General features: G+C 32.0%; 18 protein-coding genes. 6 read left to right on the plus strand and 12 right to left on the minus strand.

Annotated features, from left to right (window positions below; all coding sequences use genetic code 11):
• Positions 1 to 328 precede the first annotated feature (328 nt).
• From EM932_RS20280 to EM932_RS20290, 3 genes are read right to left on the minus strand one after another with little or no spacing between them, the layout of a single operon-like run.
• Positions 329 to 1084 (minus strand): discoidin domain-containing protein, encoded by a 756-nt coding sequence (locus EM932_RS20280; protein WP_135879036.1) that lies wholly within the window; start codon positions 1082 to 1084, stop codon positions 329 to 331.
• Positions 1081 to 2496 (minus strand): DUF1501 domain-containing protein, encoded by a 1416-nt coding sequence (locus EM932_RS20285; protein ID WP_135879037.1) that lies wholly within the window; start codon positions 2494 to 2496, stop codon positions 1081 to 1083. Before EM932_RS20285 ends, EM932_RS20280 begins: the two co-directional genes overlap by 4 nt.
• 5 nt (positions 2497 to 2501) lie before the next feature.
• The gene (locus tag EM932_RS20290) at positions 2502 to 4307 is read right to left on the minus strand and encodes a DUF1800 domain-containing protein (protein ID WP_135879038.1); all 1806 of its coding nucleotides are present in this window, start codon (positions 4305 to 4307) and stop codon (positions 2502 to 2504) included.
• 181 nt (positions 4308 to 4488) lie between these two features.
• Here EM932_RS20290 and EM932_RS20295 point away from each other — a divergent pair, with 181 nt between their 5' ends.
• Positions 4489 to 4983 (plus strand): GNAT family N-acetyltransferase, encoded by a 495-nt coding sequence (locus tag EM932_RS20295; RefSeq protein ID WP_135879039.1) that lies wholly within the window; start codon positions 4489 to 4491, stop codon positions 4981 to 4983.
• 5 nt (positions 4984 to 4988) lie between these two features.
• Here the strand turns inward: EM932_RS20295 and EM932_RS20300 are convergent, their stop codons facing one another.
• Genes EM932_RS20300 through EM932_RS20310 form a run of 3 tightly spaced genes read right to left on the minus strand, consistent with a single transcriptional unit; the run spans position 4989 to position 6869 of the window.
• On the minus strand, positions 4989 to 5417 hold the full coding sequence (locus EM932_RS20300) for a DUF4268 domain-containing protein (RefSeq protein ID WP_135879040.1): 429 nt from the start codon (positions 5415 to 5417) through the stop codon (positions 4989 to 4991).
• Positions 5417 to 6091, minus strand: coding sequence for a ZIP family metal transporter (locus tag EM932_RS20305; protein WP_135879041.1), 675 nt, complete (start codon positions 6089 to 6091; stop codon positions 5417 to 5419). The genes EM932_RS20300 and EM932_RS20305 overlap by 1 nt, the downstream gene beginning before the upstream one ends.
• Before the next feature lie 46 nt (positions 6092 to 6137).
• Entirely contained in the window at positions 6138 to 6869 is a 732-nt protein-coding gene (locus EM932_RS20310; RefSeq protein ID WP_135879042.1) for a class I SAM-dependent methyltransferase, read from the minus strand.
• A 224-nt stretch (positions 6870 to 7093) separates the two neighbouring features.
• Between EM932_RS20310 and EM932_RS20315 the strand changes: the two genes are divergently transcribed.
• Together EM932_RS20315 and EM932_RS20320 are read left to right on the plus strand one after the other, a co-directional pair.
• On the plus strand, positions 7094 to 8251 hold the full coding sequence (locus EM932_RS20315; RefSeq protein WP_135879043.1) for a THUMP domain-containing class I SAM-dependent RNA methyltransferase: 1158 nt from the start codon (positions 7094 to 7096) through the stop codon (positions 8249 to 8251).
• Between the two features lie 192 nt (positions 8252 to 8443).
• On the plus strand, positions 8444 to 9451 hold the full coding sequence (locus EM932_RS20320) for a ThuA domain-containing protein (protein WP_211344332.1): 1008 nt from the start codon (positions 8444 to 8446) through the stop codon (positions 9449 to 9451).
• A 79-nt stretch (positions 9452 to 9530) separates the two neighbouring features.
• Here the strand turns inward: EM932_RS20320 and EM932_RS20325 are convergent, their stop codons facing one another.
• The 3 genes from EM932_RS20325 to rlmD all read right to left on the minus strand — a co-directional run bounded on the left by EM932_RS20325 (position 9531) and on the right by rlmD (position 12327).
• The gene (locus EM932_RS20325) at positions 9531 to 10262 is read right to left on the minus strand and encodes a DUF6048 family protein (protein WP_135879045.1); all 732 of its coding nucleotides are present in this window, start codon (positions 10260 to 10262) and stop codon (positions 9531 to 9533) included.
• Positions 10228 to 10737 carry a DUF6452 family protein gene (locus EM932_RS20330; protein ID WP_135879046.1) on the minus strand — a complete coding sequence of 170 codons (510 nt, stop codon included), beginning with the start codon at positions 10735 to 10737 and terminating at the stop codon, positions 10228 to 10230. The genes EM932_RS20325 and EM932_RS20330 overlap by 35 nt, the downstream gene beginning before the upstream one ends.
• A 177-nt stretch (positions 10738 to 10914) precedes the next feature.
• Complete coding sequence (rlmD, locus tag EM932_RS20335) at positions 10915 to 12327, minus strand: 23S rRNA (uracil(1939)-C(5))-methyltransferase RlmD (protein ID WP_135879047.1); 1413 nt, start codon at positions 12325 to 12327, stop codon at positions 10915 to 10917.
• A gap of 343 nt (positions 12328 to 12670) precedes the next feature.
• Between rlmD and EM932_RS20340 the strand changes: the two genes are divergently transcribed.
• From EM932_RS20340 to rocD, 3 genes are all read left to right on the plus strand, one after another.
• Positions 12671 to 13210 (plus strand): RNA polymerase sigma factor, encoded by a 540-nt coding sequence (locus EM932_RS20340; RefSeq protein ID WP_135879048.1) that lies wholly within the window; start codon positions 12671 to 12673, stop codon positions 13208 to 13210.
• A 3-nt stretch (positions 13211 to 13213) separates the two neighbouring features.
• Positions 13214 to 13600, plus strand: a complete 387-nt coding sequence (locus EM932_RS20345) for a DUF6768 family protein (RefSeq protein ID WP_135879049.1) — start codon at positions 13214 to 13216, stop codon at positions 13598 to 13600.
• 139 nt (positions 13601 to 13739) lie between these two features.
• Positions 13740 to 14984, plus strand: coding sequence for an ornithine--oxo-acid transaminase (gene rocD, locus EM932_RS20350; RefSeq protein ID WP_135879050.1), 1245 nt, complete (start codon positions 13740 to 13742; stop codon positions 14982 to 14984).
• 242 nt (positions 14985 to 15226) lie between these two features.
• On the opposite strand, the gene EM932_RS20355 is transcribed toward rocD, so the two are convergent.
• The 3 genes from EM932_RS20355 to EM932_RS20365 all read right to left on the minus strand — a co-directional run.
• Entirely contained in the window at positions 15227 to 15556 is a 330-nt protein-coding gene (locus EM932_RS20355; protein ID WP_135879051.1) for a CCC motif membrane protein, read from the minus strand.
• Positions 15557 to 15565: 9 nt separating this feature from the next.
• On the minus strand, positions 15566 to 15829 hold the full coding sequence (locus EM932_RS20360; RefSeq protein ID WP_170179861.1) for a DUF2752 domain-containing protein: 264 nt from the start codon (positions 15827 to 15829) through the stop codon (positions 15566 to 15568).
• Positions 15830 to 16035: 206 nt separating this feature from the next.
• Positions 16036 to 16854: T9SS type A sorting domain-containing protein (locus tag EM932_RS20365; protein WP_135879053.1), on the minus strand; the 819-nt coding region annotated here is incomplete at its 5' end.

Below are 16854 nucleotides of genomic sequence, written 5' to 3' on the forward strand. Positions count from 1 at the left end.
ATCTACTTTTTTTGTAATTTGTATATCTTTCATATCAGATGGTATTATTTAAGTTAATTTTGCACTAACAAATTAATAATACCTCCTGGTTTTAGAATGACACTTTAAACATACAAACTCGATTTAACTTAAATTATTCAACTTCATTGTAAAGATCTGATTGTTAGGTTTATAAAATATTTTGTATTAAAAAACACCCTCCTTAATCCTCCCTAGAGGGAGGAATCTCACTCGGTAAAATTGTCCCCTTGAGGGGATTTTAGGGGTGTTTTTAATGTAACTAATTGTATTAAATCGAGTTACACGTTAGAATAAGCAAACAAAAGTCTTATTTCCTTTTTATAATTTTGAAAGCACGTTTGTTACTATTTTGCTCAATATTTAGAATATACATACCTACAGATAGCGCATTACCATTTATAGGTAATTCATAAATTTCGGTGTCTTCAATTAAACTTATGCTATTAGAAGCTATAGGTCTTCCTAACATATCATACAATGTGTAATGTATAGGATTGGTTTCATCAATAGATGCAATTCTAAGACTAATACTACTAACAAAAGGATTAGGATACGCTAAAGCATTAAATCCGTTTTCTTCAGCAATAAGATCAAAAGGATCTGTAATGTTGATTTTCATTTCACTTAATGCGTAACAATCACCTCCAAAATTTGAAATAGGAGTAATTAATACATATCGTGCTTTTGTAAAGTCAAAATCAGGGCCTTCATGGCCTTCATATGTGGACGATCCTGTTCCTTGTTCCATTTGAAAAGCACCTAAATTAGTCCACGTAGTACCATCTAAAGAATAATCTAAATTATAATTATTGATGCCATAATTTAGGTTTTTTGGTTCGTTGGCGTTCCAGAATTTAGATTCTTTTAATTCGTATTCATACCCAAAATCATACATAATCCAGTGTGTTTGACCATATGCTGGATTAGGATTTTGCGATTTTTCACAAGAGATCCAGCTGTCATACCAGCTCGTACTATGTCTATCTGGATAGCATTGTGCATTTATTATAGGTGAAATAAATATAAAAGTAACTAGTATGTGTATGTATTGTTTTTTCATCATATCATATTCATAAAGCCAATTGGAGGCGTACCAGAGTTAGTATCGTAAAAATTAGATAGGTTTGGTAAAATGGTTGTAAGGTCTGAAGCAGGAACTCCAAACCACAAGGCGAGTTCTGCCATATAAAGATCTGCGGGAGTTGATGGTATCAGGACACCATTTCTAAGATCAACATCACTGCCTAATGCTAGGACAGGGTAGTCTCCATATATTTCTTTTCCTTGTACAGCACCGCCCATCATAAAAGCGTTCCCTCCCCAGGCATGATCTGTTCCATTCCCATTTGACGTAAGTGTTCGTCCAAAATCAGAGATACTAAATAATGTTACACAATCATTTAAGTTTAATTCTGCCATTAGGCCATTAAAATATTGCAAAGCAGCATCTACTTCTGCTAATCTATTTGCTTGGCTAACCAAAAGTTCATCATGATGGTCCCAACCTCCGGCATTAACAAAAAATGTTTGCCTGGAAAAACCTAAAACGTCTCTACTAGCAATAGTTTTTGCAACCATTCTTAATCTTTCTGCTAGACCGTTTTCTTCAGGCATTATGGTGGTAAACTCTGGAATTCCATCTACAGCTTCTTGAAATTGTAGACCAGCATCATTCGAAGTTTTTATAGTATTTTTATACGTGTTTTTAAAAATATCTTGATAATCTCGATCTAACATAGAATTTATGGCTTGTGTTCTTAATCGATCATAAATATTGTCTCGTCCATAACGATTGATTCCGATACTTCCACTAGTTCTTATAGCATAAGGTATGACTTGATTACCTCTCTGAAATATATTACTGCCTCCTAAAGACACATTCATTGATATATTTTCATTGGAATTCATTGATTGCACTAAATCTGCAATTCGACCACCCCAGCCAATATTAGTTCTCTCATGTGGTCTTCCTGTTTGCCATTGTTGCGTTTGATCTGAATGAGAAAATAAGCCCAAAGGGGTTTTAACAACCTTATCCTTGATATCTAATTTTGTTGAGGGTTCTATTAAAGTGCCTACATTAGCGAGAAATGCCAAGTTATTATTATCGAATAATTGCTGCATATTTGGCATGGATGGGTGCAAACCAAAAGTTCTACCGTCTGATGTATTTGGATTAATTGGCAAGATTTGATTTTGTGGTATGGCTAAGTTGGATCGGGTAGTGGCATATTCACTATGCTCATTATTCCCTCTAGGAATAAGCATATTGAAAGAATCGTTACCACCACCTAGATTTAAGCAAACCAAAGCTTTATAATCGCCGCCTACAGTAATATTAGACGAATTATTCATAGCTGTAGCAGCCATGGCTTTTAGGTTAATTAATGATGAAAACATGGTTGTGTAACCAAGTGCAGCACATGATTGTCCTAAAAATTTTCGTCTCGATATATTGTTTTTATGTTTTGTCATTTGCGTTATTTTAGTATAACATAATCTGGGCTTGTTAAAATTAAAAACAGTCCCATTCTTACTCGTAGATGCATATAATCGATATTTTCATTTCCGCCTTCTAATGGCTCTATAGCATCGACTATTATTTGTTTTGTTTCATTAGAAAGTTGACCACGAGTAAATAGTTTATCTAGCATATTTACAAGGACTTCACCATCTTGTGCATAATACTTTAATTTCTCAAGATTTAAAGGCGTGTCTTCCAGATCTAGGTTTCTGGTAGATAACATTGAAAAATAATTTGTATTAGTCCATGAGTTTACTTCGTTTAGATAGGCTAAACTTGCAGCAGAAGTATGTATTTCGAATTCTGGGCCTTTTAAGTTTGCATCTGCAAATTCTGAGTTGGGAACATATTCTGGTAAATAAAAGTTGAAAACACTTGGAGACCCTAAAGGCAATTGACCTGTCGCTCTAAAAAAACTTCTTCCTAAATTCCAGTTTAAACCGTTTTTATTGTCTAAATCTAATTGCCTGGTTGCATTGAAATACCGAATCATAGGCGCCACCAATTTACCACTATTAGAGTCGTTAATCCAACTACAGCTTCTTGCTTCTTCATCTAATAAAATGGCTTTAATAACGGCTTTCATATCACCCCTAACGCCATTATAATTGTTGAAGACATTACTAACTCTTGATATGTAAGCAGGTGAAGGATTAGATTTTATTAATTGCTGTATTAAGCGTAAAGAAATAAAAGGACCAGTGTTTTTATGATTAAATAAGTTGTCTACGGCATCTTCAATATCTTTCATACCAGATTGGCCACTAGGAACTATTTTTCCATTTAATAATTTTTTCTCTCCAGGTTCATGCCATTCTTCATACATAACCATGGGGATATTTTTTTTGGCAAAATTGAAAGATATATCAAAACCGGGGACAACATCATATTCGTTCTCTTCAACTTCTGAAGTTCCTAGTCCTGTAAATATTTTTGCAAATTCTTTTATGTCATCATTATCGTAAGTTGGAATTCTATCGCCATTTCCATCTAGCTCATAGCTACCATCTTGATTAAGTTCATATAACCCGATAGTAAACAATTGCATAATTTCCCTCGCAAAATTCTCATCTGGGTGAATGTTTTCTTCAGGAATACTTTTTGGGTTATTGTAATGACTCAAATAGCCACCCATCATTGGATGTAGCGTTATCCCTAGCAGTAAATCTCTAAAATTGCCAAAGGCGTTATCTTTTAAAACATCGTAATAGTCGCCAAAACCAACACCGTAATTATCTAGGTTTGAATCCCATGAGATGACTAATATTTCACTTAATGCTAAAGCTATTCTTTGTCTTAATAAATCGTCATTTCCAATATTAGATTGCCACCATGCATATTGAAAATGATCATCTTGCGGACCATCGTAATCATTCGGATTGCCTCCATTAGCAACAAAAATAACAAGTGCTTGATTGTAGATATCGTCAGTCATTTGCCCCATTGACGGACTATTAATCTCAAATTGAGAATCAATCCAATCTTCAAATGGTTTTTTAGCAACGGATTTAATATAATCTAAATCAGTTCCAAAAGTTGCTTGTGCTAAAAACCTGGATGTTTCTAATAAACGAGCATCTAAACCATGACCATTAACTGTATTGGAAGCTCTGGCAGTTTCTCTCCAATTTGCACGACTTTGTTCGCTACTGGAAGTTACGTTTATACCAATACTATGTCCAGCACCCAAGTAATCTGAATAGTGTTGAGAAAAAAAGTAACTAGGAAAGCATAGAAAAAAGAAAAGTAAGTGTTTTTTCATATTTGGAGGTTTGTCTTTTTATTTTTTAGTTACGTTGTTTTTTAAAAGTTGGACTTTAAATATATTCAAATATATAGATAAAAGACCTAATTTTTCGATGAAAGGTGCTTTTAGGGTGTGTTAGCATGCTGTTAATTCCGCTTTTTATTACTTAATTTGAGTTTTTAATTCAAAGTTTTATATGACAGAAATTATTATTGCCGATACAAAGAATCACTTTTTACAAATTGAGAAACTAGCCAATATTATTTGGAGAGAACACTATATTCCTATAGTGGGAAAGCCTCAGATAGATTATATGCTTGATAAATATCAATCTGCAGGAGCTATTGAAAGGCAGGTAGCAGAAGGGTTTGAGTATTTTTTAATGGTCTATGAGGAAACTCCAGTTGGCTATATTTCGGTAAAGAAGGAAGATGAATCATTATTTTTAAGCAAAATTTATGTTTTAAGTAGTCATAGAGGAAAGAAAATAGGAAAAAAAGCCATGTTGTTTATTGAGGCAAAAGCAAAAGACTATCAACTAAAAAATATAAGGCTTACAGTAAATATAAATAATACCAATGCTATTAAAGCTTATGAAAAATTGGGATTCATTAATGTAGGCCCTTTAGTTACCGATATAGGTAATGGATTTGTAATGGATGACTATCAAATGGCGAAAACGGTGGTATGATTATATTAGCCTTCAATCACATCTTTATATGCTTCAAAAAAAGCTTCAAATAAGCTCATCTCTTTATTGAAAAACTCCATAACAGCTCTCCATGAATTTTTATTGTGAATAGATACTTTTTGCTCTAAAGGCACATAAATTCCAGAAACTTCTTTTTCATTATCTAAAAAATATTCCTCATTAAAAATAGCATTAGGAACGAAATCATCTATAAGGATAGATTTTAATGCTTGAAGCTTTTCCCAATATTTGATACGATTTTCAAGGTCACCTTCTAAATCTAAAGCCACTAACGCTTTTTTGTTATCAAAGTAAAACTTAAAACTAAGACCTTTTAATTTTGTGTTGTATAAAATCCATTTTCTAGGAAAGGATTTCCCAAAACTGGTCCAAAACTCTTGTCGTAATTGCCGCGATTCTTCTTTAGAAAACATTATATCAAATAAGCTATACCAACTCCTAGAATAATAGCAATAAATTTGGATAAATTGAATTTATGCCCATCTCCACTTTCAAATAGAATGGTCGTGGAAATATGAAAAAAGATGCCTATAACTATGGCATTAATAATATGTGCAAAACTGGCAACAGTTTCGGAAGTATGTGAAATAATAGTTCCTAATGGTGTCATACAAGCAAAAATGGTTAGAAAGATACCAATCTGTATTTTACTGTAATTAGACTGAAATAAAAACATACTGATTAAAGTCGCAATAGGTATTTTATGTATTAACACTCCGTAAACCATATCGTTGTGTTCATGTATGGCAAATCCTTCTAGAAAACTATGAATGCATAAGCTAATAAATAATAGCCATGGAAAAGCTGTTTCATTCTTGTGTATGTGTACATGACCATGTTCTGCTCCTTTAGAAAATAACTCTAAAATAATTTGCAGTAAAATACCGCACATAATATAAAGCCCAGTTAGTTTAGTGTCTAAATGATTATAAACCTCCGGTAATAATTCAAAAAGAGTTAGAGCTAGTAAAAAAGCACCACTAAAAGAGAGCAGGAGCTTGGTATTCCAAGATTTTTTTGTTTTGGTAATGCTAGCTATAAGCACACCTAAAATAACAGCGTAAAAAGGTAAAAGATAATTATTCATGTATACTAAATACTCAAAAAAAAGTGGTTTTAATAGCAATTATAGGCTATTTAAAAATCATTACTAAACGTTCTGATGTTTTCGAATTAAACTTACGCAATTTATAATCTCCAAAAACATCTAACAAATGTACGCCGGCTTTTTTAAATAATTTTTGAAAATCATCAAGCTTAAATGCTTTTACGCGTTCTTGAAAATTATAATTTTCATCATCTGCGATAAACGAAATATCTTTTACAATATAACCATCTTCTACATAGCGCTTTAAATTAAAGTCTATGCCGTTAACTGTTTTGAGCTCTTCAGGAACTAAATTATCAATTATAAATTCACTATTCATAAAGTCAATGACTCCAAAACCAAAATCATTTAAATTAGCTTTTATGGCTTTAATGGTATTTAAGTTGTCTTCATCTTTATCAAAATACCCAAAACTAGTAAACAAATTAAAAACGGCATCAAATTGCTTGTTATAAGGCTTACACATATCATGGACTTCAAAATGTAAGGTATCGTTTTCAAATTGTTTAGCATGCTTAATACTATTTTCACTTAAATCTACACCTGTTACATGGTACCCCAAAGTATTTAAGTAAACAGCATGTCTCCCTTTTCCACAGGCCAAATCTAAAATAGTACCAAGCTCGGGCATATTTAAATAGTTGGTCAAAGTATCCATAAACGCTTGTGCTTCGGTATTATCCCTATCTTTATATAAAATGTGGTAAAATGGTGTATCAAACCAAGACGTGTACCAATTTGTTGTATTTGTTATCATATTATTTTTTGGTGGTTTCTTGTGTTTTAGTAACACAAGAAGCTGCTTTATTCATGGTTTAATACTTAATAAATAGTAAACTCATGCGTAAAATATTCTACAATCTCTTTTCTTAAATAAGGTGTAACTGTCCCTTTAATCTAATTCCTATTAACATTAATTTAACACAAAATTACGCTATTTTTGCAAGCTAATAAAGTGTATACAGCAAGTAGTAGGAAAAAATGGAAGAAAATTTCACAATGGTAGCCAAAACTCTGTTTGGTTTTGAAGAATTATTAGCAAACGAACTTACAAAGCTTGGAGCACAAGATGTTAAAAAAGGTGTTCGGAATGTTAGTTTTTCTGGTGATAAGGGGTTTATGTACAAGGCTAATTTAGGTTTACGTACTGCTGTTAAAATTTTAAAGCCCATTCATTCATTTACCGTAAATAGTGAAAAAGATTTATACGATAAAATCTATGCTATGGATTGGGGAGCTTATTTAAAATCCACTGGGACTTTAGCGGTTGATGCAACGATTCATTCCGATTTGTTTTCTCACTCTTTATATATTGCTCAAAAAACAAAAGATGCTATTGTAGATAAGTTTCGTGATACTACAGGGCAACGACCAAATGTCGATTTAAAATTCCCTGATCTTAAAATCAATGTACATATAGATAGACGTCAATGTACCATTTCTCTAGATTCTTCTGGGGATTCCTTGCATAAACGCGGTTATAAAACGGCAACTAATATTGCCCCTATAAACGAAGTACTAGCAGCAGGATTGATTATGATGTCAGGCTGGGATGGACAAACTGATTTTATGGATCCTATGTGTGGTAGTGGTACACTGTTAATTGAAGCTGCTATGATAGCTTGTAATATTCCACCTAATTTGATGCGTAAAGAATTTGCTTTTGAGCGTTGGCAGGATTGGGATGTTGATTTATTTGAGAGAATAGAAGAATCACTTCTTAAGAAAACACGAGACTTTCATCATAAAATAATTGGATACGATAAAGCACCAAGTGCGGTAGCCAAAACGAAAGATAATGCAAAAAATGCGCAATTAGAAGATTTTATAGAAGTTAAACATGAAGATTTCTTTAAAACTCAAAAAGGAGGTGAAGCGAAATTGCATATGGTATTTAATCCACCGTACGGTGAGCGTTTAAATATAGATATGGAAGCATTTTATAAAGATATTGGTGATACTTTAAAACAGAATTATCCAGGTACTGATGCTTGGTTTATTACGAGTAACCTTGATGCACTTAAGCATGTTGGTTTACGACCTTCACGAAAAATACAGTTGTTTAATGCCAAGCTAGAATCACGTTTGGTTAAATATGTGATGTATGAAGGGAGTAAGAAGGGGAAGTATATGAAGTGATTTGGATACGTTTAGTATAGAATCTTTTTCACTAAGGCTTTTAATGATTAAACATCAAGTACATCTATAATATCTTTAATAAGTTTTTAAAACTATGGATTTCAAATTCATAGTGATTTATTTTAGAATTGTATATTTAGCTTTAATTATTTTTAAATAAGTCTTTATATGTTCAAAATTCAAAAACTTTTCATGCTTTGTGCTCTAATTTTCATGCAAATAGGGTGTGAAACTCCTCAAAAAACCAAACTGAAGGCTTTAATCATTGATGGTCAAAATAATCATGGTGTATGGCCAAAAACAACTATAATGATGAAAAGTTATTTAGAGGAAACAGGGTTGTTTGATGTGGATATTCAGCGTACCACTTATATGTGGCAAGGACCTCACTTTGATAAAATGGAAGGTGTTGAAAAGATTGAGTCATTATTAGATATGTATCCTATAGACGATGTAAAGAGGATTTCTGTTGAGGAACCAAAACCAGACCCTAATTTTAGTCCTAATTTTAAAGATTATGATGTTGTTATTTCAAATTTTGGTTGGAAAACGGCTAATTGGAATGATACGACTAAAAAGAATTTTGAAGATTACATGATTAATGGTGGTGGATTTGTTCTTGTACATGCTGCAAATAATGCCTGGGGGGATTGGGATGCGTATAATAAAATCATAGCGCTTGGTGGCTGGGGAGGTAGAACAACAGAAAGCGGTCCTTATGTATATTATGATATTGATAATACATTGAAACATGATACTTCTGAAGGACCCTGTGCGAGTCATGGCCCTCAATTGGAATATCAGTTAAAAACGCGTGCACCAGAACACCCAATTATGAAAGGGGTTCCAGATACCTGGTTGCACTCTAAAGATGAATTATATGAGCGTTTACGTGGACCAGCTAAAAACATGACCATACTAGCGACTGCATTTTCAGGAGAGGAAGCAGATGCTCTAAAAGAAGACAAAAATGAAGGACGGACTGGTAGGCACGAACCATTATTAATGGCTGTTGAGTATGGTAAAGGAAGAATATTTCATTCTGCTTTGGGACATATGGATTATTCTATGGAGTGTGTTGGATTTATAACAACACTACAACGCGGTGCAGAATGGGCTGCTACAGGAGGTGTTACCCAAAGTATTCCGCAAGACTTTCCTACTAAGGAAGCAACAAGTATTAGAAAATTTAAGGAGTAGGTTTTTATATTAATTTCAGGTTTGTGACTTCTAGTACTTCGTAGTCAATTAGAATATATAGTACTATTTGATTACATGGTTATTTATCTTTCTTAAAAAGAGGAATACGATAAGATAATGTATAACTGTATCCTGTACCAATACCACTGCTATCATATGTTTTATTAAACCCTGGGATATAAACATTTTCAAAACCTTCAGGAACAGTTTCGCTGGCTAATATTTTGAGTTGAGCGTTAAGTCCCAAATATAAATTATTAAACAATTCTACTTTTATACCTAAAATAATTTCTGCCCATAATGCCGTTAAACCACTAAATTCTTGTTTCTCTGTCGAAGAAAATTGAGGAGCCCAGTACTGGTTTGTACTATAAACCGTGAAACTATTTAAATCGTGACTAAAAGTACTTGCTCCTATACGAAAACCAGAATAAATCATGTTATCCATATTGAGCCAGTTTTGATACATGTTATAATCTATACCTGCTTTTATATATGAACCTTTACTTGTAACGTCTAAGTAATCATTAATTGTATTTTTTTCTTCAATTCCAATTTCACCAGCAATATACAGGCGCTTTTTAAGTCTAAAATCAGCAGAAATTTCAAATCCGGTATATTCATCGTCTACAAACGAACGAATTAATTTTCCAGCATCACCACCAACACGAAGTCCATACTTCAACTTTACTTTTATAGAATCTTTTGGAGTACTAGCTATGCTATCATTTTGTGCATTTACAGACGCACAAAAAAGGAGTATGCATATAAAGCTACTAATGAGACATTGTAAAATGCGCTGCTGTTTCATCTTCTACAGATTGGTTATCGGTTAAAGGTTGTCTGGATACTATCCATCTGTCTGGGTCATTTGTATCCAGGTTAAGTGTTACATTTCTAAAAATAGTTTTATAACCACAAGCTCTGGATACATAAACTTCTTCACGGCTATAATTTATAGTAATAAGATCTTGATTACCGTCAATAGTATCATCAGATGTGTCATCGGGTGTACCAGCGTCATTTATTGAAGCGTCTTTTATAAGTATATATTGTGTACTGTTTTCAGTTGTTTTTAATGGTAGAAGAAGACTATCTACTCTTTCAATGAAATTATAATCTTCTAAAATGAAATCATTGTCAACACCAATAACAACCAAATCAAAAACGTTCTTTTTGTTATCTGAATTAGCAACGTCTAAAAGATCAATCTTTAATCTTGGGGTAGTTGGGGTGCTATCTGGGCAAATATCATCGCGTTCACAACTAAAATAATATAGTGCCATGATTGCGATTAGTATTAAACTTAAGTTTCTTTTTCTCATTAATCTTTTTGTATACGTTATTTGTTATCCGTTAAATTAAGGGTTCCTTAATGGACTTAACATATTTGTTGTTTTTCAATTTTATTTCTGACTAATATATAATCATTTTAGAAACTATTAATCGATTTAACAACATATTTATCGCTTTTCAAGTAGTACCACATTTTCAACATGAAATGTTTGTGGAAACATATCTACTGCTTGCGTTTTTGTTACTTTGTACATGGCATCCATTAAAGCTAAATCTCTAGCTTGAGTGGCACTGTTACAACTTACATAAACGATCTTTTCTGGGGATATGTTTAATATTTGTAGCACCACGTCTTTATGCATTCCATCGCGAGGAGGATCCGTTATAATAACATCTGGTTGACCATGTGTTTCTATAAATACATCATTAAAAACTTGTTTCATATCTCCAACATAGAATTCAACGTTATTTATATTATTTAATTGTGCATTTTCTTTTGCAGCAATTATAGCATCTGGAACAGATTCTACACCAATAACTTTACTCGCTTTTTTTGCAACGAACTGAGCTATGGTTCCAGTGCCTGTATATAAATCGTAAACCAACTCGTTTCCGGTTAATTCAGCAAAATCTCTTGTGATTTTATATAACTCATAAGCTTGGTCTGAATTTGTTTGATAAAATGATTTGGCATTAATTTTAAATTTTAAACCTTCCATTTCTTCAAAAATATGATCAGCTCCTTTGTAGCAAATAACGTCTTGATCATAAATAGTATCGTTAGCCTTTCCATTAATAACATACTGTAAAGAAGTTACCTGCGGAAATGTGTCAGCAATAAAATCTAACAGTAATTCACGTTTAGCTTTATCTTCTTTAAAAAACTGAACCAAAACCATAATATCACCTGTACTGGATGTACGAATCATCATAGTTCTTAACAACCCTGTTTGGTTTCGAGTATTGAAAAACTCTAAGTCATTTTCAATGGCAAATTGTTTAACTGCATTTCTAATAGCATTAGATGGGTCTGCTTGTAAGTGACATTTTTTTAGATCTAAAATTTTATCCCACATGCCTGGAATATGGAATCCAAGTGCATTTCTATCGCCTAAATCTTCATTAGATTGTACTTCTTCTATGGTTAGCCAACGGCTATCACTAAAAGAGAATTCCATTTTATTTCTATAGAAATATTGATTTAAAGATCCTAAAATAGGGGTGATTTCAGGGAGTTCGATATGCCCTATACGTGTTAAGTTATTGGTAACTTCTTTTTGTTTGTAAAACAATTGGTGCTCATAAGCCATGTTTTGCCATTTACATCCACCACAAGTACCAAAATGTTCACATTCAGGATTTGTTCTTTTATCCGATAATTTATGGAACGTAATGGCCTTACCTTCGTAATACGCTTTACGTTTTTTAAAAGTTTGTACATCGATAACATCACCAGGAACGGCATTTGGTAAAAAAATCACTTTCCCATCTGGCGCTTTGGCTATCGTTTTTCCTTTAGCACCAGCATCAATAACTTCTACTTGCTCAAAAACTTGTTTTTTTGCTTTTCTTCTTGACATGCTGCAAAAATAATAATAGCAACAAATAAATATGGTTTTATTTACATTAACTTTAAGAGATTTTCACTTTGAAGAAAAATAATACCAATTGAATTTTAAGATGCATATAAACAGATTAAATTATTTTTTGATTCATTGAGTTTAAAAATCTAAGTATAGTCTCCTGTACTGAGCGGAGCCAAAGTATAGCTACGGTTCTATTTTTAAATAAAAAGTAAGGAAAAAAAACTGTGCTCAACTTGATTGGGTAAACGATTTTTATACGATATTTTAATGTTTAATTGGTATAAAATGAACCTTTTTAGTTTTTTATGGTCTTTAAAGTATAAGTTGTCTTATAAGAATGAGTAGTGAACAACGAAAAATTGATAAACAGCTAGTTTTAGATTACCAATCTGGTAACAAAAAAGCATTGGTGTTTTTGGTAAAGCGATGGCATAAATTGTTTTGTAAAAAGGCTTTTTATATTTTAAAAGATGCCGATGCTGCAAAAGATATAGCTCAAGATAGTTGGAAAACAATTATTGATAAAATAAACCATTTGAAGAACCCTGAAAGCTTTGGGAGTTGGGCGTTGCGCATAGTTTATACAAAATCTTTAAATTCAATTAAGACTAATAATAAAAATAGGAATGAGTTAGAAAACTATAAATATGAACAAGATATTCTAGATGTAAATGAAGATGACAATGAGCAATTAAAGAAGAAACTTTTACAAACTGTAAAAAAGCTTCCCGAAAATCAGCAAGTGGTTATTAAACTGTTTTATGTTGAAGACTATTCATTAAAAGAAATAAGCGACCTTTTAAATATATCTGTAGGAACAGCAAAATCTAGACTATTTCATGCTAGAGAAAAATTAAAATTAACATTAAAAATATAAATTATGAAAAATTATAATAATGATATTGACAAATTAATTAAAGATACATTAACCCAGGAAGAAGCAAAGTTTTATGATGAATTGGATGAACAAAATGTATTCCAAATGGTAGGAGGACTATTTCAAGGAAAAAATAAATGGATTATGTATCTAATGAATTTAATGAACTTGATCTTCTTTGCTCTATTTATTTATTGTGCGATCAATTTCTTTAATACTGATATTACAAACGAAATGATTAAATGGGGTATAGGTGGATTCGTATTTTTGTTAGCAGTAAGCATGTTGAAAATTTTTGCCTGGATGCAAATGGATAAAAATGCTATTATTCGAGAGTTGAAAAGATTAGAGTTACAAGTGTCTTCACTCTCCGGAAGAATATCAAATTAAGGTTTTATAATACAATTAATATTTACTAACTTTGCCTCCCTATCCGGGGATGATTTCTCTCCCACGCTGAATTTTCGTCTCTTCGAAAGAATAAAGGTACAGTAGGAATTGCATATTTTTTTATTTAAATTTTTTTAAAATGGCAATTTTAGAACAACAAACATCGCAACAATTAATCGAATTAGAAAACAAGTATGGTGCTCATAATTACCATCCGCTACCTGTAGTATTAAGCAGGGGAGAAGGTGTGTATGTGTGGGATGTAGATGGAAAACAATATTATGATTTCCTTTCTGCATATTCAGCTGTTAATCAAGGGCATTGTCACCCAAAAATTGTTAATGCCATGGTGCAACAAGCACAAACATTAACGTTAACTTCAAGAGCATTTCATAACGATATGCTAGGTAAATATGAGAAATTTGCTTGCGAATTTTTTGGTTTTGATAAGTTATTACCAATGAATACGGGAGCTGAAGCTGTGGAGACTGCTTTAAAGCTATGTAGAAAATGGGCTTATGAGGTAAAAGGGATTGATGAAAATAAAGCTGAAATTATAGTATGCGAAAACAATTTTCATGGACGCACTACAACGATTATTTCATTTTCCAATGACCCTGTAGCACGTCAAAATTTTGGACCATATACCAATGGGTTTATAAAAATAGAATACGATAATCTTGAAGCATTGGAATTAACTTTAAAATCTAATCCAAATGTAGGAGGCTTTTTAGTTGAGCCCATACAAGGAGAAGCTGGGGTTTATGTTCCTAGTGAAAATTATTTGGCTAAGGCAAAATCACTTTGTGAAACATATAATGTTTTGTTCATTGCAGATGAGGTACAAACCGGTATAGCCAGAACAGGAAAGCTTTTAGCTGTTAACCATGAAAATGTAATACCAGATATTTTAGTCTTAGGTAAAGCCATAAGTGGTGGTGTTTATCCAGTATCTGCTGTTTTAGCTAATGATGCTATTATGAATGTTATTAAACCTGGTAACCATGGAAGTACTTTTGGAGGAAATCCAGTAGCAGCTGCAGTAGCTATAGCGGCTCTTGAAGTAGTAAGAGATGAAAAATTAGCTGAGAATGCAGAAATATTGGGAAACCTATTTAGATTTGAATTAAATAAATATATTGATACAAGTAGTATAGCTAGTTTAGTTAGAGGAAAAGGCTTGCTTAATGCTATTCTTATAAATGATGATGAAGACAGTGACAGAGCTTGGAACATTTGTTTAGCATTGCGGGATAATGGATTATTAGCAAAACCAACCCACGGTAATATTATACGATTTGCACCACCTCTAGTGATGGATAAAGAACAATTGCTAGACTGTGTTAGCATTATTATAAAAACGCTTAAACAGTTTGAAAATTAGGTATTAATGGAAGAAAAATCGGCTTTTGAAAGTTTTGAACTTGATATAAATAAGTACAATTCTTTATTCAATATTAATATTTATCAAAAGAGGCTGTCTGAAAAGTGGTTAATCTTGTCATTCAGAGCAACGCGAAGAATCTTATTTAACTCATAATCAGAGTTATATATTTTAAAGAGATTCTTCATTCCATTCAGAATGACACTTTTTAGACAGCCTCTTTATTCTAAAGTAATGTGATATTATTGATTTTGTTGCCATTGCTCCATGATTTCTTGAGACTGTTGCATAAGTTCATCCCAACCCACCGTGTATATTCTATAAATTGACATTATTAGATACAGAAGATTTATTATTAATATAACCAAAGCTACAATTTTGGCTGTATTCATAGCTTTAATACTATTTGGATCATAATTTTCTGGATTAAGCTTAGCCGCATTTAATTTACTATTAGCAATTATAAATGCAATTCCTGCAAGGATGAATCCAAGCCCGCCAAAACAGCAGCATAATAAACCTATAATAGCTAATACGTAAACAATTGCTGGGTTGAGTTTTTGTTGTTCCATTTTTGAATTTTAATTGATTATTTTTATTAGATAACTTATTATTATTGTTGACACCGTTATTATAGCCAATGCACCAATAATTTTGGTGGAGTGTTTAAATTTAAAGAAAATATTAATTCCTATAGTTAAAAAAAGAATTATTAAGCTATAAATTGCTGGGTACATATAAAAAGCATCTAAAAATTGCCCTTTAAATATTAACGCAAGAGATCTTTGCAAGCCACACCCCATGCATTCTACACCAAAGAGTTTTTTGTTTAAACATGGCAACATATAATCATTCAAAGCCTGTACGTGTAATAAGATTTTATTACGCTAAAATAAGTAAAAAGGATATATTGCTGTCTTTTAACACTCAAAATATACTAAAGGTATTGTTATACTGAAGGCATTTTTAGCTTATTCAATAGACTTTAGCATAGAACTCATTTAGAAAAATCACACATAAAATAAGTCAATCAAATAAATTTATGACTGTTCTACTTTTTATTAGCAATAATAACCTTCTTCTTAAAAACCTGATTATCATCTAAGTTTACCTGAAGAATATATACACCATCACTAAGTAATTTTGTGGAGTAGGTATATACTTTTTTTGAATTATTATGAAGCCTTTTCTTTTCTACTTCTTTTCCAGCTATATCAAATAAACTAAATCCTTTTACATTTAAAGAATTTGGGTTAGAAATTTCTAATTCAGAAATGCTATTGTTTTGGAATACTTTTAAATTATCTAAATTAGTTTCTGGAATATTTAAGGTGTTCTTATCAAAAACAATTTCAAAACGGTCATTATAATTGTTGGCCTCAAGATTAATATTAAAATCCTGGGCTTTTAAATTCACGAACGTATTGTTTTCTATATCATGTAGGTAGATAGGCTGACCATTTTCAAAATTTTGAATATCAGCAATTCTAATTCTAATCTGTGATTCTTTGTTTAGTTTAATGGCTAAGGGAATTCTTAAGGAACCATCAAAAGGCAGTGCCTCTGCGAGATAAGGCTTTCCATCCACTAACCAATGCGCGTCCAAAGCCAAAATATCATCTTGATGTATATTGGATTCCATACCATAATCAAAACCAAAGGTAGTAGAGTTATGAAATGTTTCTACTAATTGTCTTGTATAGCTATTATTGAAATCAATATTCAATCTAAAACGTTTGTAGTCACTTGGAACTTTAAAAAAACCTTTAGTTTTTTTTGAAGTTTTCTTTTTTGTGTTAGAAGACTTAAAAAACTCACTGTCAGCATGTGTTTCCTTTATAAATATTCTATGGTCGTTTTTCGCTTTCAC

It is taken from the genome of Flavivirga rizhaonensis (assembly GCF_004791695.1).
Taxonomy (GTDB): Bacteria; Bacteroidota; Bacteroidia; order Flavobacteriales; family Flavobacteriaceae; genus Flavivirga; species Flavivirga rizhaonensis.

Bases quoted from the DNA above. Each gene is read 5' to 3' on its own strand.
- EM932_RS20355 (WP_135879051.1), bottom strand. From the start codon at position 15,556: ATGGAACAACAAAAACTCAACCCAGCAATTGTTTACGTATTAGCTATT.
- EM932_RS20345 (WP_135879049.1), top strand. From the start codon at position 13,214: ATGAAAAATTATAATAATGATATTGACAAATTAATTAAAGATACATTA.
- EM932_RS20330 (WP_135879046.1), bottom strand. From the start codon at position 10,737: ATGGCACTATATTATTTTAGTTGTGAACGCGATGATATTTGCCCAGAT.
- EM932_RS20325 (WP_135879045.1), bottom strand. From the start codon at position 10,262: ATGAAACAGCAGCGCATTTTACAATGTCTCATTAGTAGCTTTATATGC.
- rocD (WP_135879050.1), top strand. From the start codon at position 13,740: ATGGCAATTTTAGAACAACAAACATCGCAACAATTAATCGAATTAGAA.
- EM932_RS20290 (WP_135879038.1), bottom strand. From the start codon at position 4,307: ATGAAAAAACACTTACTTTTCTTTTTTCTATGCTTTCCTAGTTACTTT.
- rlmD (WP_135879047.1), bottom strand. From the start codon at position 12,327: ATGTCAAGAAGAAAAGCAAAAAAACAAGTTTTTGAGCAAGTAGAAGTT.
- EM932_RS20305 (WP_135879041.1), bottom strand. From the start codon at position 6,091: ATGAATAATTATCTTTTACCTTTTTACGCTGTTATTTTAGGTGTGCTT.
- EM932_RS20360 (WP_170179861.1), bottom strand. From the start codon at position 15,829: ATGTTGCCATGTTTAAACAAAAAACTCTTTGGTGTAGAATGCATGGGG.
- EM932_RS20310 (WP_135879042.1), bottom strand. From the start codon at position 6,869: ATGATAACAAATACAACAAATTGGTACACGTCTTGGTTTGATACACCA.
- EM932_RS20285 (WP_135879037.1), bottom strand. From the start codon at position 2,496: ATGACAAAACATAAAAACAATATATCGAGACGAAAATTTTTAGGACAA.
- EM932_RS20315 (WP_135879043.1), top strand. From the start codon at position 7,094: ATGGAAGAAAATTTCACAATGGTAGCCAAAACTCTGTTTGGTTTTGAA.
- EM932_RS20340 (WP_135879048.1), top strand. From the start codon at position 12,671: ATGAGTAGTGAACAACGAAAAATTGATAAACAGCTAGTTTTAGATTAC.
- EM932_RS20320 (WP_211344332.1), top strand. From the start codon at position 8,444: ATGCTTTGTGCTCTAATTTTCATGCAAATAGGGTGTGAAACTCCTCAA.
- EM932_RS20300 (WP_135879040.1), bottom strand. From the start codon at position 5,417: ATGTTTTCTAAAGAAGAATCGCGGCAATTACGACAAGAGTTTTGGACC.
- EM932_RS20280 (WP_135879036.1), bottom strand. From the start codon at position 1,084: ATGATGAAAAAACAATACATACACATACTAGTTACTTTTATATTTATT.
- EM932_RS20295 (WP_135879039.1), top strand. From the start codon at position 4,489: ATGACAGAAATTATTATTGCCGATACAAAGAATCACTTTTTACAAATT.